The organism is Sphingobium sp. TomMM15 (genome assembly GCF_055397045.1).
In genome coordinates, this window is record NZ_AP027314.1 from 2,098,439 (window position 1) to 2,118,790 (window position 20,352).

The following is a 20,352-nucleotide window of genomic DNA, read 5'->3' on the forward strand; positions in this document are numbered from 1 at the left end:
GGCGACAAGTCCATGTCCTTTGTCGAAAATCGTGCAAAAGCGGCTGCGCCCCTCTTCAGGGCAAGTGGATATTCTCGGCGAAAGCAGCCTTAAGGCTGGCGGCATCCAGCGGGTCGAGGCGCGGAAGGCGGCCGAGGCTTGGCACCCTGGCAAGTTGGGGGATGATGCGCTCATTCTCCTCATGGGAATCCCCGATGAACGCGATGCCCACCAGCGGCACGCCCCGGCTGCGCAGCGCCTCGATGCTGAGCAGGCTGTGGTTGATCGTACCGAGCGCAGTGCGGGCGCACAGGATGACGGGCAGCTGCCAATGGGCGAAGAGATCGGCCATCAGCAAGGTTTCGCTGACGGGCACCAGCACGCCGCCTGCGCCTTCCACGACCAGCGGGCCGTCCACTTGCGGCAAAGCGAGATTGTCGAGGCGGACTTCAACCCCGTCGAGGCGAGCCGCCAAATGGGGCGAGGCGGGCGTGGTAAGGCGGTAGGCTTCCGGCAGGATGCGCGCATTGGGGATGCCGCCTAGCCGTGCGACCGTTTCCTTGTCGCCTTCGGGGTCGATCCCCGCCTGAACAGGCTTCCAATAATAAGCGCCAAGGGCGCCCGCGAGCCCGGCAGCGAAGACTGTTTTGCCGATGTCCGTATCGGTCCCGGTGACGACGAAGCGCGTCATGCCATCACCCTTTGCAGTTCTTCGCCAAGAGCCGCCACATCGGCGCGGCCGACATTCAATGTCAGGGAGATGCGCAGGCGGCTGGTGCCGGGCGGGACCGTCGGCGGCCGGATGCCGCGCACGTCGAAGCCTGCCTCCTGCAGCGCGGCGGCGGCGGCCATGGTGCGCCGGTCTTCGCCAAGCAGCACGGGGACGATGTGGGTACGCGGCGCAGGCAAGCCCAGTGGCGCGCAGATGACTTCGGCGGCATCGACGCACAAGGTCTTCAGCCGCGCGCGCAGGTCGTCCGCCTGCTCGATCCGGTCGAGCGCGGCCGACGCCGCCACCGCCATCAGCGGCGAGGGCGCGGTGGAGAAGATGAAGGCGCGCGCTCGGTTGATCAGATAGTCGATGATGATCTGCGGCCCGCAAATCAGCGCACCTTCCACGCCCATGGCTTTGCCGCAGGTGTGGAGCGTCACCACATTATGCAGCCCGTCCAACCCGGCGGACAGACCACGGCCGCTGGGACCAAACACGCCCGTTCCATGCGCTTCATCCAGGATCAGCATCCCGTCATGCTGCGCGGCCAGTTTTGCGAGATCAGCGAGCGGCGCCGTATCGCCGTCCATCGAATAAAGCGTTTCGACCGCGATCCAGATGCGGCCCTTGCCACCTTCTTCGCGCCAGGCGGTAATCAGGTCGGCGAAACTCTGCACATCATTATGCCGGGCAAAGACAGTGGCGGCCTTGGACAGGCGGATGCCGTCATGGACGCTGGCGTGGATCAGCTCGTCCGCGACGATCAGGTCGCCGCGCTGCGGCAATGTCGAAAACAAGGCGCAGTTGGCGGCAAAGCCATTGGCGAGAAATAGCGCCGCCTGCGTCCGGAAGAAGGCCGCCGCCTTCGCCTCCAGCCCTTCATGCTCGGGCGCATTACCGCGCAGCAGGCGCGAGCCACCCGATCCCACCGGCACGCCCCGCGCCACCGCATCCGCCACCGCCTGACCGATCAGCGGATCGGACGCCAAGCCCAGATAGTCGTTGGAGGCGAAGTCGCGCCCGGCGCGCGGCACCAGACGGCGCAGGCGGCCGCGCTTTTCAAGGGCCGCCAGTTGCGATCGGAAGGGTTCGCTGGTCATGGCGCGCCCTATAGGCCCGCGAGGGGTCGAGGGGCAAGCTGGGCAGCCGCCGCTTCATCCGTCGGGCGGGGAAAGGCACCGCCCTCCCCCGCTCCGGTGCCGAAAATCAGAAGGAAAAGCTGAGCGATAGCGACGCCACATTGTCGTTGGCGTCGTCGGCATTCGGACGGAAGCCATGCTGATGCAGATAACCGATTTCCGCATTCACATTCTTCGCGATCGGGGTCGTGATGGCGATCATGTTACGCATCCGCTCTTCGCCCTCGACCCGCTGAAAATTGGTGGTGTTGAGGTCGATGAAGCTTTCATGGCTCAGCACCAACGCGGTCTTGCCGCCTTCCTTGAAGGGCAGCACATATTTGACATAGGGGCGGAAGCGCCAGGCCGTGCCATCGACGCCTTCGCGCCAGCGCTCCTCAAGGCGCAGGCGGGCGCTGAGCTGGCCGGGGCCGATCTTCACGATATTGTCGAACGTCACCTGCTGGCGGCCGCGATGTTCCATCACCGAGAAGTCACCGGCATTGTAATTGGGATCATGGGTGTATCCCGCCCAAACCGTCACCTTCTTGCTGACCTTGTAGCCGATCAACGAGTTCATTTCGACCTCGTACAGACCGTCGCGGTCGTTGCTGAACCGGGCGATCACCTCCTGCGAGAAGCGCCATTTGTCGCTCAGTTTCACAGTGGCGCTAACGCCGGTCCAAAGCTGGTCATCCTCCGTGGCATGCGCCACAGCCGGAATGGCCAAAGCCACCAGCGCAGGCGCCAGTTTCAAAATCGGTCGCATCATAGTCTCCCTCCGCCCCATGGCGTCGGGGCGCGACTATGACCTTTATGTGACAACGTCATTTCTCTTTTATGTAATATTTGTGACGATTGTTTCTGCAACGTGGCCGATAGCGGCAACCGTCAAATCCGCCTTCCGCACAAAAAAGATCCCGCCCCATGATAGGGCGGGGTCATATCCTTTTCGTTGCGAAATGCCGTCAGACGCCGTGCGCCAGAGCGGCGAGCAAGAGCAGCGCGACGATGTTCGTGATCTTGATCATCGGGTTGACCGCAGGCCCCGCCGTATCCTTGTAGGGATCACCCACGGTATCGCCGGTCACCGCTGCCTTATGTGCCTCAGAGCCTTTGCCGCCATGGTTGCCATCTTCGATATATTTCTTGGCATTGTCCCATGCGCCGCCGCCCGATGTCATGGAAAGGGCGACAAACAGTCCGGACACGATCACGCCCAGCAGCAATGCACCGAGCGCCGCAAAGCCATTGGGCGTTCCGGCCACGGCTGAAATGGCGAAATAGACGACGATCGGCGCCAGCACTGGCAGCAGGCTGGGGATGATCATCTCCTTGATCGCCGCGCGGGTGACAAGGTCGACAGTGCGGGCATAGTCGGGCCGTGAGGTCCCTTCCATGATGCCGCTGTTGGTAGCGAACTGATCGCGAACGTCTTTCACCACGTCGCCCGCCGCGCGGCCCACTGCCGTCATGCCCATTGCGCCGAACAGATAGGGCAGCAATGCGCCGAGCAGCAGGCCGACGATGACATAGGGGTTGGACAAGCTGAAATCGACCGGCTCGGTCAGGCCGAGGGCCGAGTTATAGAATTTCAGATCCTCGGTGTAAGCGCCAAACAGCACCAGCGCGGCAAGCCCGGCTGACCCGATCGCATAGCCCTTCGTCACCGCCTTGGTCGTATTGCCCACTGCGTCCAGCGCGTCGGTCTTGCTCCGCACACTGTCATCCAGATGCGCCATCTCCGCGATGCCGCCCGCATTGTCGGTGACGGGACCATAGGCGTCGAGCGCCACGACCATGCCCGCAAGCGCCAGCATCGCCGTAGCCGCAAAGGCAATGCCGATCAGGCCCGCCTGACTATAAGAGACGATGATGCCGCCCACGATCACCAGGGTCGGCAGCGCGGTCGCCTCCAGGCTGACGGCCAAGCCCTGGATAACATTGGTGCCATGGCCAGTTTCCGATGCGCGGGCGATGCTGCGCACCGGGCGATAGTTGGTCCCGGTATAATATTCGGTGATCCAGACGATCAGGCCGGTAACGGCAAGGCCCACCATCATCGACCAGAACAACTCCATGCCGGAATAGCCGCCATTGCCATCCAGATCGGTGCCGAAGCGCGTCTGAAGATCGCCCAGCGTGAACTGGGTGACGCAATAGAGCGCGGGGATCGACAGGATCGCTGTCGTCCAGAAGCCTTTGTAGAGCGCACCCATGATCGACTGGCTGGCACCAAGACGCACCATATAGGTGCCGATGATCGACGTGATGATGCACACCCCGCCGACGATCAGCGGCAACGCCATCAGCCGTTGCAGGAAGATGTTATCGACCCCACTCACCAGCAGTGCCGTCAGCACCATAGTCGCGCCGACCGTGACCACATAGGTTTCGAAAAGGTCAGCCGCCATACCAGCGCAGTCGCCCACATTGTCGCCAACATTATCGGCGATCACGGCGGGATTGCGTGGGTCATCCTCCGGAATGCCCGCTTCCACCTTGCCGACAAGGTCAGCGCCCACGTCGGCCGCCTTGGTGAAAATGCCGCCCCCTAGACGTGCGAAGATCGAGATGAGGCTGGCACCGAAAGCCAACGCGACCAGAGAGTCGATCACCAGTCGATCGTCCGGCGCATGACCTGCGGGTCCGGTGAGATACCAGAAGAAGACACTGATCGCGAGCAGCGCCAATCCTGCCACCAGCATGCCGGTGATCGCGCCAGCACGAAAGGCGACGGTGAGGCCGCTCTGCAAAGTCGTGCGTGCGGCTTCGGCGGTGCGGACATTGGCGCGCACCGAAATGTTCATGCCGATGAAGCCAGCCGACCCGGACAGGATTGCGCCGATCAGGAAGCCGATTGCGGACGTTGCGCCCAGAAAGAAAAAGACGATCGCCGCAACCACGACCCCGACCATGCCAATGGTCATATATTGGCGGCTGAGATAGGCCTTCGCCCCTTCCTGGATCGCCCCCGCGATCGCTTGCATGGTTTCATTGCCGGCGGAGGCCGCCAGTACCTGACGACTGGTTATCAGGCCGTAGAGCAGGGCTAATAGCCCGCACCCTATGGCGATATAGACAATCTGCATGAATGTTCCTCTCCCCCTGTTTTTGCTGTCATCGGCCGCTCCGCAGGGAAAAACGGGCGGGCGAAAGGCATAAGCGCGGGCGGCCGGAATTCACGCATCCGGCATCAGGCACCGCGTCAATCAGCATCAAGGTTACGCGCGTCATGGGCGTCCAACCGGGCTGAGAAAAGGATGGACGGAAGCTACAGGCAGGACGGGCGGCGTCAAGCCGTTACGAAACGCATCCGAATCAGGGTCTTGCGGGGTCCTGGTTCAGCCATGTTCCCAACCAAGCCGGTCGGGCAACGGCATATCCGCGCCGTCGATGATCAGCTTCAGCCCCGACCCCGATGAGAAACAACCCACCGGAATGGCGCGTACTGGCGGCTTTGTCGTGGGCGGCAGTGCGAACAGCAACTCATAGTCATCGCCCGCCCGCGCCGCGGCGACCTGAGCGGCAGTGCTGCCGCCGCTGACCGCCTCCAGCGCCGAGGAAAGCGGAACATGATCGATGGTGACAGCCAATCCGCTAGCCTGCGCCATGCGCGCGGCATCGATCAGCAGGCCGTCGGACACATCCATCATCGCATGGACTTGGCCTGCAAGCAGCGCGCCTTCGGTGAGCCGGGGTCGCGGGCGGCGATAAGCCTCCACCAGCGGCCCGGAAGCGGCGGCGTTCGCGCGGAGCAGTTCAAGCCCCGCGCCGGCATCGCCAACGGGACCCGTCAGATAGAGACGATCACCTGCGCGCGCGCCGCTACGGGCGGGCACGGGGCCACTTGTCTCACCAATCGCCGTCAGGCTGTAGCTGCGCGGACTGCCCAGCGGCATCTGCACCGTGTCGCCGCCCAGTAGCGGCATGGCATGACGGCTAAGCGCCTCGCCCAGCCCCTCAAGAAACGCAGCGTCCCAGCCATCGTCGCCCGACAGCGCGTAATTGAGCAGGCAACCCACGGGCCGCGCGCCCTTGGCGGCAAGGTCGGAGAGGTTCACGGCGGCAAGTTTCCAACCGATGTCCGCAGGGGGATCGCCGGGGAGATAATGCACCCCCTCCACCATGGTGTCGCTGGTGAGGATCAGGCGCGCGCCGCCCACGTCCAGCACCGCTACATCGTCCTGCAAGCCGCGCGCGGCGGGATCATTGGCCAGCAGGCGCAAGAGGGTCAGGAAACGGGATTCAGCGGACATAATTGACCTCCGTTCGCCCTGAGCCTGTCGAAGGGTCTTTCTTCTTTTAAAGAAGTTAAGGGCTTCAACAAGCCTGTCCTGAGCCTGTCGAAGGGCTCAGCCCGAACGGAGGTGGTTCGTTACTGGCGCACGTCCTTCGCGACGCCGTCCAGCAGGCCGTTGACGAAACCCGCCTCGCGCTTGTCGTAAAAGGCATGAGCGACATCGACATATTCGCTGATGACCGTGCCGGTCGGTACATCCTTGCGCGCGATCAGTTCATAGGCGCCCGCCCGCAAGATCTGCCGCATCGGCTTGTCCAGCCGCTCAAGGCTCCAGCCCTTGGACAGGCGGGCGGTGATCATGGCGTCAATCTCGTCGCGCCGTTTGTCCACGCCGGTCACGACATCGTCGAAAAAGCTCTCTTCCGCATCGGCATAGGTCACGTCTTCGATCGTCGCGCCCAGTCGGTGCTGATGGAATTCATGCAGCAGGGTGGCGAGGGGCGTCCCTTCCATTTCCAGCTGGTACAGCGCCTGCACCGCGGCAAGCCGGGCTGCGGAGCGGGATTTGGAGCGTTCAGTCATCAGGATTCCATATAGCCGTGCGGGCTGGCCTGTCGAAGCCCTGCCCTTCTTGAAGAAAATACTGCCCCTCGACAAGCATGGGGCGAACGGAAGTTATTTGAGCCGCACCGCCACGGAGGCGGCATGGGCAGGTAGCCCCTCCGCCTCCGCCAGCGCGACCGCCGCCGGGCCGATGGCATCGATCGCAGCCTGATCCAGGCTGAGGAAGCTGGTGCGCTTCATGAAGTCGAGCACCGAGAGCCCCGAAGAAAAGCGTGCACGGCGACCCGTGGGCAGCACATGGTTGGGGCCTGCAACATAATCGCCGACGGCTTCGGGGGTCATGCGGCCCAGAAAAACCGATCCGGCATGGCGGACCTGCGCGAACAGGGCATCGGGATCATCCACCGCCAGTTCCAGATGCTCGGCCGCCAAGCGGTTCACCAGCGGCATCGCCTCTTCCAGATCGCGCACGAGGATGATCGCGCCGTTTGCCGCCCAGCTGGTCGTGGCGACTGCCTGCGTCGACAATAGTGGCAGTCGTTTTTCGACGGCCGCCGCCACGGCATCGGCGAAAGCGGCATCGTCGGTGAAGAGGATCGACTGGCTGGTCGGATCATGCTCCGACTGGCTCAGCAGGTCAGCGGCGATCCAGTCCGGATCATTTTTCCCGTCGGCGACGACGACGATCTCGGACGGTCCTGCGACCATATCGATGCCGACGACGCCGTAAAGTTGACGCTTGGCTTCGGCGACCCAGGCATTGCCGGGGCCTGTGATGACATCGACCGGCTTGATCCGATCCGTCCCATAGGCGAGCGCAGCCACGGCTTGCGCGCCACCCACGCGCCAGATTTCCTCTATCCCCGCGATGCTGGCAGCAGCAAGGACGAGCGGGTTGATCACGCCGTTGGGCGTGGGCGTCACCATGGCGATGCGAGATACGCCAGCCACCTTGGCGGGGATTGCGTTCATCAACAGCGAACTGGGATAGGCTGCCCGGCCGCCCGGAACGTAAAGCCCAGCCGCATCCACCGGCTGCCAGCGCGCGCCCAGCCGTACGCCAGCGCTGTCGGTGCCGTCGCTGTCCTGCGGTCGCTGCTTTTCGTGATAGGCGGTGATCCGCGCCGCCGCGAGTTCCAGCGCCCCGCGCAACTCAGGCGAGATGCCGTCCAACGCGGCGCGGCACTCGGCGGCGGTAACCGCCCAGCCGCTTGCTTCCAGATCGTGCCTGTCGAACCGGCTGGTGTAATCGGCCAGCGCACCGTCGCCTTCGGCGCGGACGCGCTTCAGGATTGCCGCGACGTCGCGCGACACGTCTTCATCGGCCTCGCGCCGGGCATCGACCAGCGCCGTGAAGGCAGTAGCGAAATCAGCGTCGCGGCTGTCGAGCCTAAGCGGCATCGCGCTTCCCCACTGCCTTGCGGAAGCTTTCCACCAGCGGCGCCAGTTCGGCCGACCGCATCTTGTAGGCAGCGCGGTTGACGACAAGGCGCGCCGACACCTGCATAATGACATGGGTTTCGACCAGCCCGTTTGCCTTGAGCGTCGCGCCGGATGATACCAGATCGACGATCCGGCGCGACAGGCCGAGCGAGGGCGCAAGTTCCATCGCACCGTTCAGCTTCACGCATTCCGCCTGGATGCCGCGCGCCTCATAATAGCGGCGCGTGAGGTAAGGATATTTAGTTGCGACCCGCACATGGCTCATCGCGGCCTCATCCTCGCCCGCAAGGTCAACGGGTTCAGCGACCGACAGACGGCAGTGACCGATGTCGAGATCGACCGGCGCGTAGAGTTCCGAATAGTCGAACTCATCGACCACGTCCGAACCGACGATGCCGATCTGCGCCGCGCCATGGGCGACGAAGGTCGCGACGTCGAAGGCGCGCACGCGAATGATCGAGATATCGGGCCGGTTGGTGGCAAATCGCAGCGCCCGGCTTTTCTTGTCATGAAATTCCGCTTCAGGCTCGATACCGACGCGCGCGAGCATCGGCAGCGCTTCATCAAGGATGCGGCCCTTGGGAATGGCGAGTGTGAGCGGACGAGTCATGACCGGCGGGCCTTAGCCGCGCGCGCCACAAAGGACAATATTCATGCAGCTTGCGCCAGTACAGCCTCGGTGGCCTCGATCCAGCCGCCGCCCAGCACCCGGTCGCCCGCGTAGAGCACGGCGGCCTGACCCGGTGCCACGCCATATTCGGGGGCGTCAAACATCAGGCGATCACCCTCCAGCCTTGCCGGAACAGGCTTTGCCATCGACCGCACCTTGGCGGTCAACGGCCCGCTGAAGTCGCCGCCAAGCCAGTTTATGTCGCTCAGCCGCGCCGCTGACACCGCGAGCGCCGCTTTGGGTCCGACAATCACCCGCCGAGCATCGGCTTCCAGACGGACGACATAGAGCGGCTCGGCCTGCCCGCCTATCTCCAGCCCCTTTCGCTGGCCTACGGTGTAGTGGATCAGTCCCTTGTGCGTGCCCATGATGCGGCCGTCGATATGGACGATCTCGCCACCTTCATCGGCGTCCGGGCGCAACTTGCGCACCACGCCAGCATAATCGCCATCGGGCACGAAGCAGATGTCCTGGCTGTCCGGCTTCAGCGCCACCGACAGCCCAAGTTCTGCGGCGATTTCGCGGACCTGCGGCTTGGGGAGACCGCCCAGCGGAAAGCGCAGATAATCAAGTTGTGCCGGGGTGGTAGCGAAGAGGAAATAGCTCTGGTCCCGCGCCGGATCGGCCGCGCGGTGCAGTTCGGCGCCCTGCGCTCCTTCGACGCGGCGGACATAATGGCCGGTCGCCAGACAATCCGCGCCCAAATCGCGCGCGATCTGGAACAGGTCGGTGAACTTCACCCCCATATTGCATTTGACGCAGGGGATGGGCGTCCGCCCCGCCATATATTCATCGGCGAAGTCGGCGATGACGGAATCCCTGAAACGGCTTTCATAATCGAAGACATAATGGGCGATGCCGATACGGTCGGCGACAGCGCGCGCGTCCCGTATATCCTGCCCCGCGCAGCAACTGCCCGTGCGGCCGACAGCGGCGCCGTGATCGTAAAGCTGTAGCGTCACGCCGATGGTTTCGGCGCCCGTACGCGCGGCAAGGGCGGCGACGACGCTCGAATCGACGCCGCCAGACATGGCAACGACGATTCGCCGCTTCGCAAGCGGTTCGGGCAACTGGAACTGGGGCTGCATGGCCGGGCATATAATCGTCCGCGCCGTTGCATTCCAGCGGGATTCCACGCCGCGCGCTGCAAAGCGTCGTTTCGGCCCCGCGAGTTTACCGGACCTTATCCTTTTTTCGCTACCTCCCTTCCCATGGATTTTGGTTTCCTTCGGGCAGGCGGGCTCAAACCCGCCAATGCCAGACCCGTCAGTCGGCCGCATGCGCCGGTCTGGCCGCTGCTGCGCGCCGCCTCGGCGGCGGAGCAGGCGGCCAGCCCGACCGCGCGGGCGGTGGCCGGGGTCCTGCGGGGGCAGGATGAGACGAGCGACTGGATCCAGGATTTGGCCGAAGTGTTCGCGCCACGTCCGGACGGCATGATCGAGGCCGCGCGCCCGACGGGAAGCTTCAACCCGTTGATCGCACAGCATTTAAGAGTGGGACAAGGATGATGAAGGGGGCGTTTACCGTGGCGCTTTAGCTGATCTTCAGGGCTGACGCGCATATCGGTTGCCGCTGCTGAATTCGGCAACGCCAGTGCCGCTTTTTGAGGGTGAGAATGATAGAAAATCAAAAAATCCGACCTGCTCAGGTCGTCGGGCCGCTCGGGGAACCCTTGACTCTGGAGAGCTTGCCTCCCGCGAATACGACCCGTTGGGTCGTCCGTCGCAAGGCCGAGGTGGTCGCCGCCGTCAACGGTGGTTTGTTGACCGTCGATGAGGCCTGCGCGCGCTATTCGCTGACGCTTGAGGAATTTGCAGGCTGGCAGCGCGCTGTCGATCGGTCGGGCATGCACGGCCTGCGTGTTACGCGGATCCAATATTACAAGTCGCTCTACGAACGGCAGCAGAAATACTGATCCTCCGTGTCCGGCTCAACGCCGGACAGCGAAGGATGCAGGCACATCAAGGGCCGCCGGATGCAAATCCGGCGGCCCTTTCACTTGGATCGCGCACCGATTCACCGGCCATTGTCAAGCCAGAAACATTTCCCAGGGAACGCGAAGCCGACTTCGCCGTTAAATACATCAGCCAACCCGCTGGGGGCGGTGGTCCAAGGAGAGTGTGAAATGGGTATCATTTTGTGGCTTGTTGTCGGCGGCATCATCGGCTGGCTTGCCAGCATGGTCATGCGCACCGATGCGCAGCAGGGCATCCTTCTAAACATCGTGGTGGGCATAGTCGGCGCCTTTATCGGCGGCCTGATTTTCAGTGGCGGTTCGATCAATGAGGGTCTGACGCTGTACAGCTTCCTCGTGTCCCTCGTGGGTGCGATCGTGCTGCTTGCCATCGTCAACCTGGTCCGTCGCGGATCAATGCGTTAACCACCCCGGAAGCTAAGCTGGCGGGTATGAAGGGCTGCGTTTCGACGCGGCCCTTTTCGCCGTTCGTTCAGCCGCGCCCCGCAAACCAGCGATAGATGGCCAGAACGGCTATCGAGCCCAATACGGCCGCAAGAAAGCTCGCCTGTTCGTCCGCTTCATAGACACCCAATAATCGACCGACATAAGCGGCGAATAATGCCCCAGCTATTCCCAACAGGATCGTAACCACGCATCCACCGGGATTTCTGCCCGGCATCACGAAACGGGCAATCGCTCCTGCGAACAGGCCGACGATGATCCAACCTAGTAATTCCATCCTAGCCTCCCGTCCACTTCATGCCGCATAGCGCCACAGGCGCATGAATTTGGCAAGCAAAGGCGGCCAGCCCGCGTTGCTCCGCCGATGTGCAAAGTGTATTGAGGGTTGAGCCGGGTGATGTATTCATATAACACAGCGCCGGTCGGCCCGTCGGCCGAATGATGGAATCAGGATGAATTACGAAACTCAGGTGGCCGGAGATGTTCCGGCGCGCGTCTTTGGCGAAGAACCGCGCCCTTCAAGGCGGCGGGCGCTTACGATTGGCGCGGTGATTGCGATCATCCTGATTGCCGTTGCAGCCTGGATCAGCATGCATGGCAAGAGAGGGGATGGAGCAGCCCCTGCGGAAGACGCGCCGGTCGTCACCGTCCTCGTGCCAGGCCAGTCGGTCGTGGCCCGCACCGTCAGCGGCACGGGATCACTGGCCGCGCGTGTGGAAATGCCTGTCGGCGTCGTCGGTGAGGGCGGGCAGGTGACGCGCGTGCTGGTGCAACCGGGTGATTGGGTTCGCGCCGGGCAGGTGCTTGCGGTGATCGAACGGTCGGTACAGGCGGAGCAGGTTCGTTCACTTGCCGCACAGGTAGAGGTAAATCGCGCCGATGCGAAGCTGGCTCAGGCGCAGCTCGACCGTGCCCAGGCCCTTGTGAAGCGCGGCTTCATCAGCCGGGCCGATATCGATCAGCGCACAGCCACGCGTGATGCCGCCAACGCCCGAGTGAATGTCGCGGTTGCACAATTGGCCGAACAGCGTGCCCGGACGGGACGGCTTGATATTCGCGCCCCTGCATCCGGGCTGATCCTGACCCGCGACGTCGAACCCGGTCAGATTGTCGGTTCGGGCAGCGGCGTGCTTTTCCGCATGGCCAAGGATGGCGAGATGGAACTTCTGGCCCAATTGAGCGAGAGCGATCTCGCCACGTTGCGGCCGGGAAACAGCGCGACGGTCACCCCTGTCGGTGGCCAGACGGAATTCACCGGACGCATTTGGCAGGTTTCGCCGGTCGTTGATCCACAGACGCGGCAGGGCATCGCGCGCATCTCCATACCCTATAACAAGGCGATCCGCCCCGGCGGATTTGCCGCTGCCCGCATCGTCAGCGGCACGGCAACGGCCCCGCTGCTGCCGGAGTCCGCCGTGCAGACCGATGCCAAGGGACAGTTTGTCTACATCGTCAACGCGCAGGACGAGACCGAACGGCGCGGCGTCGAGGTCGGACAGGTCTCCCCGAAGGGCGTTGCGGTTACGCGAGGCCTGAATGGCGGCGAACGCATTGTCGCATCGGCAGGCGCCTTTCTGCGGCCCGGGCAGAAGGTGCGGCCGCAAGTTCAAAAGGCCGGGTAAGCCCGCGCAGGCGAGGAAGCCGTCATGAGTTTTCGTAATATGTCGGCCTGGGCCATCCGCAACCCGGTGTCCCCGCTCGTGCTATTCGTCGCCCTGCTTCTCGCGGGGATGGTCAGCTTTGGCCGCATGGACATCAACCAGCAGCCCGACGTCACCTTCCCCATTGCTCAAGTGCTGGTACTACAACCGGGCGCCGCGCCGCCGGAACTGGAAACCCAGGTAACGCAGCGTGTCGAGGCCGCCGTGCGCGGTATCAGCGGCGTTGACGAGATCACCTCGACCGTCTCCGAAGGCAATTCGATGACGATCGTGCAGTTCCAGATCGGAACGCCGATCGATCGGGGCGTTGCCGACGTCAAGAACGCTGTCGACCAGATCCGTAGCGAACTGCCAGAAGGCATATTGGAACCGCAGGTGACGCGGCTCGATGCCGATCGTCCGATCGCCTATTTCAGTGCCGAAGCGACCGACATGACGCTGGAACAATTGTCATGGTATGTCGATAATACTGTCGCCAAGCGCCTGCTTGCTGTGCCGGGCATGGCGGCGGTCAGGCGTGGTGGCGGCGTCACCCGCGAAATTCGCGTTATCCTCGACCCCGCCAAGCTGCAGTCGCACGGCGTCACGGCCGCGCAGGTCAATCAGCAGTTACAACAGGTCAACCTGAACGCGGCAGGCGGCCGCACCGAAATCGCGGGAGCCGAGCAGGCGATCCGCGTGCTCGGCAATGCGCAGGACGCCTATGCCCTGGGCCAGACCCAGATCGCCATCTCCGGCGGCCGCACCGTCAAGCTGTCCGACCTTGCCGATGTGCGCGACATGTATGGCGAACAACGGTCGCTTTCGCTGATGAATGACATGCAGGTGACGAGCTTCAGCCTGGAAAAGGCGAAGGGATCATCCGACGTCACCGTGTTCGACAATGCGATCAAGGTGCTGGACCAGCTTAAGAAAGAAAATCCGAAGATCCGTTACAAGGAACTCTTCAACAGCGTCGATTATACCAAGAGCCAATATCATGCGGCGATGCAGTCCATGATCGAAGGCGCGGTGCTGGCGGTTGTCGTCGTGTTCCTGTTCCTGCGTGACTGGCGCGCGACGATTATCGCCGCCACGGCAATCCCGCTGTCAGCCATCCCGACATTCTGGTTCATGGACATGATGGGCTTCACGCTCAACGTGACCTCCTTGCTGGCGCTCAGCCTGGTCGCGGGCGTGCTGGTCGATGACGCCATCGTGGAAATCGAAAATATCGTGCGCCACATGCGCATGGGCAAGACAGCCTATCAGGCATCGATCGACGCGGCCGACGAGATCGGCCTGGCAGTGCTGGCGACGACGATGGCTATTGTCGCGGTATTCCTGCCAGTTGCGCTGATGCCCGGCGTTTCGGGCCAGTTCTTCATCCAGTTCGGCATGACCGTCGTGGTCGCGGTGCTGCTCAGCCTGGCCGTCGCTCGCCTCATTACGCCCATGGTCGCGGCCTATTTCCTCAAGGCACACGGCAAGGAAAGCCATGGCGAGGGCTGGCTGATGGACGTCTATATGCGTGTGCTGCACTGGTCGCTCGATGAAAGCCGGGCCAAAGCCTATCGCGCATCAGGCGCCCGCCCCCGCTTTGCGGCCTGGCTGCGCGACCACCGCATCTGGACCGTCGGCATCGGGGGGCTGGCCTTCATCGCCACGCTGCTCGCCTTCGGGACGCTGCCAATGGCATTCCAGCCATCGATGAACACCGATTACAGCCAGGTGAAGATCGAAACCGTGCCCGGCAGCACGCTACAGCAAACCACCGCAGTCGCCCGGCGCGTTGCGGACATGTTGACCGCCGACACCAAGTTCGTCAACGCGGCCTTCGCCGACATCCAACCGACCAGCGCCAACATCTATCTTACACTGAAGAAGGACCGGCCTGCTTCCTCGGTCGAGTGGGAACGCAGCATGGCGCCCCGCTTCCAGCAAATTCCGGATGCCCGTGTGAACTTCCAGTCGCAAGCGGGTGGAGGCATGGGCCGTGACGTTACGATCATGCTCGGCAGCGACAATGCCGCGCTGCTGGATCGTGTCGCTAACAAGCTGGTTTCCGAAATGAGCGGCGTGAAGGAAGTCCGGTCGCCCCGGGTCCAGGGCGACATGAATAGGCCCGAGATCATCATCAAACCCCGATTCGACCTGGCCGCGAGCCTGGGGGTCACCACCGCCGCGCTCAGCCAGACCATTCGCGTGGCCACGATCGGCGACATAGACCAGAATACGGCCAAATTCTCGCTATCGGATCGCCAGATTCCCATCCGCGTGGCCGTGGCCGAGGACAGCCGCAGCGACATCGCGACGATCGAGAACATGCCCGTGCCGACCGTCAGCGGCGGTTCGGTTCCGTTGAAGGTGGTCGCCGATATCGAATTCGGTGCCGGGCCGACGCAAATCCGTCGCTATAACCAAATCCGCCGGATCGTCGTCGATGCCGACTTCGCACCCGGTATCGTCAGCAGTCAGGCCATGAAGAAGATCAACGCGCTGCCCACGATGAAGGAAATCAGTGAAGGCCGTATCCCGGGCATTCAGAAGATCAACACCGGCGAATCGAAGTGGCAGGCAGAAATGCTCAAGAACTTCACGGTTGCGGTCATTTCCGGCATCCTTCTGGTGCTCGCGGTGCTGACACTGCTCTACAAGCGGTTGATGCCGCCGTTCGTCAATCTGGGATCGCTGCTGCTGGCGCCGCTCGGCGGGGCATTGGCGCTGCATCTTACCGGGCACCCTATCTCCATGCCGGTGATGATCGGCATCTTGATGCTGCTCGGGATCGTCGCGAAGAACTCCATTCTGGTGATCGACTTCGCGCTGGAGGAAATCCAGAAGGGCGTGCCTCGGTTCGACGCGATCATCGATGCGGGGCACAAGCGCGCACAGCCGATCGTCATGACCACCGTCGCTATGGTTGCGGGCATGGTGCCCACCGCCATCTCGCTGGGCGGCGACAGCGCATGGCGCGCGCCCATGGGCATCACAGTGATCGGCGGTTTGCTGCTGTCCACGCTCCTCACCCTTGTGATCGTGCCCGCGACATTCAGTCTGGCTCTTCAGATCGAAGGATGGGCAGGTCCGCGCCTCAGCCGCCGTCTGCTCACATACAAGCCTGGGGACGATGCAAAGCATGAGGGAAATGCACAACCGGCGGAATGATGGCAGTCGGCTCGCCTGAAAGAAGCGCATGGCTGAACGAAACGGCGGCGTAACCGTTGGACGGACAATGAATCAGCTTCCCGTTCCCCCGATCGCCGCCGACGTGTCTGTCCGGCCGCCGCGCGACATGCGGGTGGTTGCGACGGGCATGTTGATCGCGATGGCGCTGCTGTTCCTTGCCGCGCGATCTACCGTCCATCTGCATCCAGCTATCGGTTTCGTTCAGGCATTTGCGGAAGCCGCGATGGTGGGCGGCCTTGCCGACTGGTTCGCCGTCACCGCCCTGTTCCGGCATCCGCTGGGCCTCCCTATCCCGCACACGGCGATCATCCCGCGCAACAAGGACCGGATCGGCGATACGTTGGCCTTTTTCCTGCGGGACAATTTCCTCACCCCCGCCGTCGTTGCGCGCAGGATGCAGCGGCTGGACGTGGCGGCCGCCGCCGGGCGCTTCCTCGCCAGCCCGTCAGGAGGCGACGGCCGCTTGCGCGAAGGCGCGTCGCGGCTGGCGGCGGACATGCTGGAGGCGCTTGATCAGGAACGGCTTGGCGGCATGGTCAAGGGTGCGATCGCTCAGCGGCTGCGGGGCATGAACATCGCCCCGCTGATCGGTCAGGCGATCGAGGCGGCGATGCGCGATGGCCGTCATGCGCCGGTGATGGATGGCATCATCCATTGGGCCGATCGCACGCTGGAGGCCAATGACCACCTTATCCGCCAGATGGTGCATGACCGGGCGGGCAAGATCCTGCGTTGGACGGGATTGGATGAAAGTCTGTCCAACGCCATCATCGACGGACTGCGGCGTCTGCTGGCGGAGATGGCGGCGGACCCAGCTCACAGTCTGCGCCTCAAGGCAGAAGAGGGCATGGCGAAGCTGGCCAGCGACCTGCAATTCGATGCCGCCATGCAGGAACGCGTGGCCCGCATCCGCGACGAGATCGTGGAAAATCCCGCAATGCAGCGGTGGATAGACGGCCTTTGGGAACAGGCACGATCCGGCCTGCTGCGCGCCGTCCGCGATCCGGGCAAGGCGATGGCGGGGCGGCTGGGCGAGGCGCTGCGCCAGCTGGGCACCACGCTTCAAGACGATGCCCGCCTTCGCCTGCTGATCAACCGCTTCGTGCGGCGCGCGGCAGTCGGCGCGACGGCCGCCTATGGCGATTCCATCGTCAAACTGGTGAGCGAAACCGTGCGCGGCTGGGACGCGGGAACCGTGACCAACCGCCTCGAAAGCGCTGTCGGCCGCGACCTTCAATATATCCGGATTAACGGTACTTTGGTCGGTGGCCTTGTAGGATTGGCCATTCATGCGGTTGACACACTGTTTTGACATCTTGCCGCGAACAGGCTTGAAAGCCTGATCACCGATCCCTAGCTGGCGTCGGCAAGCTTATGCGTTGCAAATTGCAACCGTAATAAGGGGATTTTCATGACCAGCCTCTTCGATCCTGTTCAGTTGGGCGCCATCAAGGCCCGCAATCGCATATTGATGGCGCCGCTCACCCGCGCCCGCGCCAGCCGCGATCATGTGCCGACACCGATCATGGCCGACTATTATCGCCAGCGCGCTTCGGCCGGCCTGATCATCAGCGAAGGCATAGGCGTGTCGCGTCAGGGACTAGGCTGGCCCTTCGCACCGGGCATCTGGACGGCAGAGCAGGTGGAGGCCTGGAAGCCGATTACTCAGGCCGTGCATGAAGTCGGCGGCCGTATCTTCGCGCAGCTTTGGCACATGGGGCGCCTCGTCCATTCCAGCGTCAGCGGGCAGCAGCCCATCTCTTCCAGTCCGATCGCCGCACCCGGCCACGCCCATAGCTATGAAGGCAACAAGCCCTATGAGCAGCCCCGCGCGTTGGACGCAGGGGAAATCCCGGCCCTGATCGCCACTTATGTCACAGCCGCGCGCAATGCCCGCGAAGCCGGATTTGACGGCGTTCAGGTTCACTCCGCCAACGGCTATCTGCTCGACGAATTTCTTCGCGATGGCGTCAACCAGCGGCAGGACATCTATGGCGGCAGCCCCGAAAACCGTGTCAGGCTGCTGCGCGAGATCACGCAAGCTGTCGCCGACGCCATCGGTGCTGACAGGACGGCGGTGCGGATTTCAATCAACGGCGCGTCGCAGGGGACGGACGACAGTGATCCCGCCAGCCTTGCCATCGCCATTGCTAAGGCGCTTGACCCGATCGGCATCGCCTTTCTGGAGATGCGCGAGCTGCGTCCGGACGGCAGCCGAGGCGCGAGCGACGTTCCGCGTCAGTCGCCGCTCGTCCGCCGTCACTTCAGCGGCCCGCTCGTCCTGAACAGCGATTATGACGCGGGGCGGGCGCAGGAGGATCTGGACAGCGGCCTTGCCCAGGCGATCAGCTTTGGCCGCCCGTTCATCGCTAATCCCGACCTGCCCGATCGCCTGTCGCTAGGGGCTCCGCTGAACCCCTTGAGCACCGATACGCTCTACACGCAGGGCCGCGAGGGCTATGTGGATTATCCGGTTCTCGCCAAGGCAGGCTGAGCCTGATGGAAAAAGGGCCGCTCCGGTGACGAGCGGCCCTTTCTCCTTAAAAAAGAAGTAGAGCCCTTCGACAAGCTCAGGGCGAACGGGATTAAGAGGCGATGCTCTTTTAAAGCCCGAAGCGCCTAGGCGCCGAATTTCTCGCGCAGGGCCAGCATGGCGATCGCGGCTTTGGCCGCTTCGCCGCCCTTGTCCTTCTCATCCGGCTTGGCGCGGGTCAGCGCCTGCGCCTCATTCTCGACGGTCAGGATGCCATTGCCGATGGGGATGCCGTCCATGCTCAGCGCCATAAGGCCCCGCGCGCTTTCGTTCGAGACCACCTCGAAATGATAGGTTTCGCCGCGGATCACCACGCCGATCGCTACGAAGCCGTCATAGCGCCCGGACTCCGCCGCCAGCGCGACCGCTCCGGGGATTTCCAGCGCGCCGGGCACCGTCACCACTTCATATTTATGCCCTTCCGCCTCCAGCGCGGCCACCGCGCCTTCGATCAGAAGGTCATTGAGATGTTCGTAGAAGCGGGCTTCAACGATCAGGAATTTCGCCACGGCCGATATCCTTTTTTATAGCTCGACGGGTCGATGCCCAACCACGGCAAGGTCATAGCCGTCAAGCGCGATGAGGCTGTGGCTGGAATTGGTGAGCAGGATCATGTCGTGCACGCCGAGTTCCGCGAGGATCTGCGCGCCCACGCCATAGTCGCGCAATTCGTCCATGCCGCTGCCAGGCTGGCCAGCATGATGGCGCAGGATACGGGTCAGGAAATCGGCCGGCGAGTTGCTGGTCAGGACGACGATGAGGCCCGCGCCTTCTTTGGCGATGATCTCCATCGACTTGCGCAGGATTTCGCAGCGGGGGCCGCTGGCGCCGTAGACATCGTCGAGCAGCGAAAGCTGATGCACGCGCACCAGCGTCGGTTCGTCGGGCGACACATGGCCTTTTTGCAGCACCAGCTGTTCGCTTTGCGTCGCCTTGTTATAGAAGCTGATCGCCTTCCAATCGCCGCCCCACTTGCTGTTGAAGACCGTTTCGGCGCGCCGTTCGACCATATGGTCATGACGGCGGCGATAGGCGATGAGGTCGCGGATCGTGCCGATCTTCATCTTGTGCTTCTGCGCGAAGGGGATGAGGTCGTCGAGGCGCGCCATGGTGCCATCGTCTTTCATCACTTCGCAGATCACGCCCGACGGGTTGAGCCCGGCGAGACGCGCCACATCGACAGCCGCCTCGGTATGGCCGGTGCGCACGAGCACGCCGCCATCCTTGGCCACGAGGGGGAAGACGTGGCCGGGGGTCACGATGTCATCGCGGCCCTTGGAGCCGTCGATCGCCACGGAAATGGTGCGCGCGCGGTCGGCGGCGCTGATGCCGGTGGTTACGCCCTCGCGCGCCTCGATCGACACGGTGAAGGCGGTTTCATGCCGCGTGCCGTTGTTGCGGCTCATAAGGTCGATGCCCAGATGATCGACCCGATCCTTGGTCATCGCGAGGCAGATGAGGCCCCGACCATGCGTCGCCATGAAGTTGATCGCGTCGGGTGTCGCCATCTGCGCCGGGATCACCAGATCGCCTTCATTCTCCCGATCTTCATCATCGACTAGGATGAACATGCGGCCGTTGCGCGCTTCGTTGATGATCTCTTCGGGGGAGGCGAGAGCAGTGCCACCTTCGCGCCGCGCCAGATAATTTTCGAGCTTGCCCAGCGTTTCGGCGGTCGGGTTCCAGTCCGTTTCCCCCAACTTCCGCAGGGAATTGGCATGAAGGCCCGCAGCGCGCGCGAGTCCCGACCGGGACATGCCCCCTTCATTGACCAGTGTGCGAACGGTATCGATAAGCGCGGAAGACATGACTGCGACTCCTTGACCAGATCGGCCTCGGGAC

Annotated in this window: 19 protein-coding genes; 7 read left to right on the forward strand and 12 right to left on the reverse strand. The window is 63.3% G+C overall.

Translation table 11 applies throughout. The features are described 5' to 3' along the window. Window positions 1-55 precede the first annotated feature (55 nt). From bioD to mnmA, 9 genes are all read right to left on the reverse strand, one after another. Window positions 56-670 (reverse strand): dethiobiotin synthase, encoded by a 615-nt coding sequence (bioD, locus tag ACZ51H_RS10440; protein ID WP_464801777.1) that lies wholly within the window; start codon window positions 668-670, stop codon window positions 56-58. Beyond that, window positions 667-1,791 (reverse strand): 8-amino-7-oxononanoate synthase, encoded by a 1,125-nt coding sequence (locus tag ACZ51H_RS10445; RefSeq protein WP_464801778.1) that lies wholly within the window; start codon window positions 1,789-1,791, stop codon window positions 667-669. Before ACZ51H_RS10445 ends, bioD begins: the two co-directional genes overlap by 4 nt. Window positions 1,792-1,897: 106 nt before the next feature. Next, entirely contained in the window at window positions 1,898-2,578 is a 681-nt protein-coding gene (locus ACZ51H_RS10450; protein ID WP_460986939.1) for a DUF2490 domain-containing protein, read from the reverse strand. A 199-nt stretch (window positions 2,579-2,777) separates the two neighbouring features. Continuing rightward, window positions 2,778-4,901, reverse strand: coding sequence for a sodium-translocating pyrophosphatase (locus ACZ51H_RS10455; RefSeq protein ID WP_464801779.1), 2,124 nt, complete (start codon window positions 4,899-4,901; stop codon window positions 2,778-2,780). Window positions 4,902-5,153: 252 nt separating this feature from the next. Next, window positions 5,154-6,068 (reverse strand): thiamine-phosphate kinase, encoded by a 915-nt coding sequence (thiL, locus tag ACZ51H_RS10460; protein ID WP_464801780.1) that lies wholly within the window; start codon window positions 6,066-6,068, stop codon window positions 5,154-5,156. A 119-nt stretch (window positions 6,069-6,187) separates the two neighbouring features. After that, window positions 6,188-6,634: a transcription antitermination factor NusB gene (gene nusB / locus ACZ51H_RS10465; protein WP_464801781.1), complete on the reverse strand. Its 447-nt coding sequence runs from the start codon at window positions 6,632-6,634 to the stop codon at window positions 6,188-6,190. A gap of 93 nt (window positions 6,635-6,727) precedes the next feature. Then, the gene (gene hisD / locus ACZ51H_RS10470; protein ID WP_464801782.1) at window positions 6,728-8,017 is read right to left on the reverse strand and encodes a histidinol dehydrogenase; all 1,290 of its coding nucleotides are present in this window, start codon (window positions 8,015-8,017) and stop codon (window positions 6,728-6,730) included. After that, window positions 8,007-8,669: an ATP phosphoribosyltransferase gene (gene hisG / locus ACZ51H_RS10475; RefSeq protein ID WP_449474392.1), complete on the reverse strand. Its 663-nt coding sequence runs from the start codon at window positions 8,667-8,669 to the stop codon at window positions 8,007-8,009. The genes hisD and hisG overlap by 11 nt, the downstream gene beginning before the upstream one ends. 41 nt (window positions 8,670-8,710) lie before the next feature. After that, window positions 8,711-9,817, reverse strand: coding sequence for a tRNA 2-thiouridine(34) synthase MnmA (gene mnmA, locus ACZ51H_RS10480; RefSeq protein WP_464801783.1), 1,107 nt, complete (start codon window positions 9,815-9,817; stop codon window positions 8,711-8,713). Window positions 9,818-9,940: 123 nt separating this feature from the next. Here mnmA and ACZ51H_RS10485 point away from each other — a divergent pair, with 123 nt between their 5' ends. From ACZ51H_RS10485 to ACZ51H_RS10495, 3 genes are all read left to right on the forward strand, one after another. Next, on the forward strand, window positions 9,941-10,237 hold the full coding sequence (locus ACZ51H_RS10485; RefSeq protein ID WP_464771463.1) for a hypothetical protein: 297 nt from the start codon (window positions 9,941-9,943) through the stop codon (window positions 10,235-10,237). A gap of 107 nt (window positions 10,238-10,344) precedes the next feature. Beyond that, complete coding sequence (gene sciP, locus ACZ51H_RS10490) at window positions 10,345-10,644, forward strand: CtrA inhibitor SciP (protein WP_097092542.1); 300 nt, start codon at window positions 10,345-10,347, stop codon at window positions 10,642-10,644. Between the two features lie 210 nt (window positions 10,645-10,854). Further along, entirely contained in the window at window positions 10,855-11,109 is a 255-nt protein-coding gene (locus ACZ51H_RS10495) for a GlsB/YeaQ/YmgE family stress response membrane protein (RefSeq protein WP_449474394.1), read from the forward strand. A 67-nt stretch (window positions 11,110-11,176) separates the two neighbouring features. On the opposite strand, the gene ACZ51H_RS10500 is transcribed toward ACZ51H_RS10495, so the two are convergent. Continuing rightward, window positions 11,177-11,425, reverse strand: coding sequence for a GlsB/YeaQ/YmgE family stress response membrane protein (locus tag ACZ51H_RS10500; protein WP_460986944.1), 249 nt, complete (start codon window positions 11,423-11,425; stop codon window positions 11,177-11,179). A gap of 175 nt (window positions 11,426-11,600) precedes the next feature. Here ACZ51H_RS10500 and ACZ51H_RS10505 point away from each other — a divergent pair, with 175 nt between their 5' ends. The 4 genes from ACZ51H_RS10505 (at window position 11,601) to ACZ51H_RS10520 (ending at window position 18,471) form a co-directional block, all read left to right on the forward strand. Next, a complete protein-coding gene (locus ACZ51H_RS10505) occupies window positions 11,601-12,770 on the forward strand; it encodes an efflux RND transporter periplasmic adaptor subunit (RefSeq protein ID WP_464771464.1) in 1,170 nt (389 codons plus the stop codon). A gap of 24 nt (window positions 12,771-12,794) precedes the next feature. Continuing rightward, complete coding sequence (locus ACZ51H_RS10510; protein ID WP_464771465.1) at window positions 12,795-15,956, forward strand: efflux RND transporter permease subunit; 3,162 nt, start codon at window positions 12,795-12,797, stop codon at window positions 15,954-15,956. A gap of 67 nt (window positions 15,957-16,023) precedes the next feature. Further along, a complete protein-coding gene (locus tag ACZ51H_RS10515; RefSeq protein WP_464802887.1) occupies window positions 16,024-17,289 on the forward strand; it encodes a DUF445 domain-containing protein in 1,266 nt (421 codons plus the stop codon). Window positions 17,290-17,388: 99 nt separating this feature from the next. After that, window positions 17,389-18,471, forward strand: a complete 1,083-nt coding sequence (locus ACZ51H_RS10520) for an alkene reductase (RefSeq protein ID WP_464801784.1) — start codon at window positions 17,389-17,391, stop codon at window positions 18,469-18,471. A gap of 125 nt (window positions 18,472-18,596) precedes the next feature. Here the strand turns inward: ACZ51H_RS10520 and ribH are convergent, their stop codons facing one another. Both ribH and ribB read right to left on the reverse strand, forming a co-directional pair. Next, window positions 18,597-19,019 carry a 6,7-dimethyl-8-ribityllumazine synthase gene (gene ribH / locus ACZ51H_RS10525; protein WP_464801785.1) on the reverse strand — a complete coding sequence of 141 codons (423 nt, stop codon included), beginning with the start codon at window positions 19,017-19,019 and terminating at the stop codon, window positions 18,597-18,599. Window positions 19,020-19,034: 15 nt separating this feature from the next. Continuing rightward, the gene (ribB, locus tag ACZ51H_RS10530; RefSeq protein WP_464801786.1) at window positions 19,035-20,318 is read right to left on the reverse strand and encodes a 3,4-dihydroxy-2-butanone-4-phosphate synthase; all 1,284 of its coding nucleotides are present in this window, start codon (window positions 20,316-20,318) and stop codon (window positions 19,035-19,037) included. Window positions 20,319-20,352 lie beyond the last annotated feature (34 nt).

Coding starts and splice junctions, on each gene's coding strand:
- bioD (WP_464801777.1), bottom strand. CDS start 670: ATGACGCGCTTCGTCGTCACCGGGACCGATACGGACATCGGCAAAACA.
- ACZ51H_RS10445 (WP_464801778.1), bottom strand. CDS start 1,791: ATGACCAGCGAACCCTTCCGATCGCAACTGGCGGCCCTTGAAAAGCGC.
- ACZ51H_RS10450 (WP_460986939.1), bottom strand. CDS start 2,578: ATGCGACCGATTTTGAAACTGGCGCCTGCGCTGGTGGCTTTGGCCATT.
- ACZ51H_RS10455 (WP_464801779.1), bottom strand. CDS start 4,901: ATGCAGATTGTCTATATCGCCATAGGGTGCGGGCTATTAGCCCTGCTC.
- thiL (WP_464801780.1), bottom strand. CDS start 6,068: ATGTCCGCTGAATCCCGTTTCCTGACCCTCTTGCGCCTGCTGGCCAAT.
- nusB (WP_464801781.1), bottom strand. CDS start 6,634: ATGACTGAACGCTCCAAATCCCGCTCCGCAGCCCGGCTTGCCGCGGTG.
- hisD (WP_464801782.1), bottom strand. CDS start 8,017: ATGCCGCTTAGGCTCGACAGCCGCGACGCTGATTTCGCTACTGCCTTC.
- hisG (WP_449474392.1), bottom strand. CDS start 8,669: ATGACTCGTCCGCTCACACTCGCCATTCCCAAGGGCCGCATCCTTGAT.
- mnmA (WP_464801783.1), bottom strand. CDS start 9,817: ATGCAGCCCCAGTTCCAGTTGCCCGAACCGCTTGCGAAGCGGCGAATC.
- ACZ51H_RS10485 (WP_464771463.1), top strand. CDS start 9,941: ATGGATTTTGGTTTCCTTCGGGCAGGCGGGCTCAAACCCGCCAATGCC.
- sciP (WP_097092542.1), top strand. CDS start 10,345: ATGATAGAAAATCAAAAAATCCGACCTGCTCAGGTCGTCGGGCCGCTC.
- ACZ51H_RS10495 (WP_449474394.1), top strand. CDS start 10,855: ATGGGTATCATTTTGTGGCTTGTTGTCGGCGGCATCATCGGCTGGCTT.
- ACZ51H_RS10500 (WP_460986944.1), bottom strand. CDS start 11,425: ATGGAATTACTAGGTTGGATCATCGTCGGCCTGTTCGCAGGAGCGATT.
- ACZ51H_RS10505 (WP_464771464.1), top strand. CDS start 11,601: ATGAATTACGAAACTCAGGTGGCCGGAGATGTTCCGGCGCGCGTCTTT.
- ACZ51H_RS10510 (WP_464771465.1), top strand. CDS start 12,795: ATGAGTTTTCGTAATATGTCGGCCTGGGCCATCCGCAACCCGGTGTCC.
- ACZ51H_RS10515 (WP_464802887.1), top strand. CDS start 16,024: ATGAATCAGCTTCCCGTTCCCCCGATCGCCGCCGACGTGTCTGTCCGG.
- ACZ51H_RS10520 (WP_464801784.1), top strand. CDS start 17,389: ATGACCAGCCTCTTCGATCCTGTTCAGTTGGGCGCCATCAAGGCCCGC.
- ribB (WP_464801786.1), bottom strand. CDS start 20,318: ATGTCTTCCGCGCTTATCGATACCGTTCGCACACTGGTCAATGAAGGG.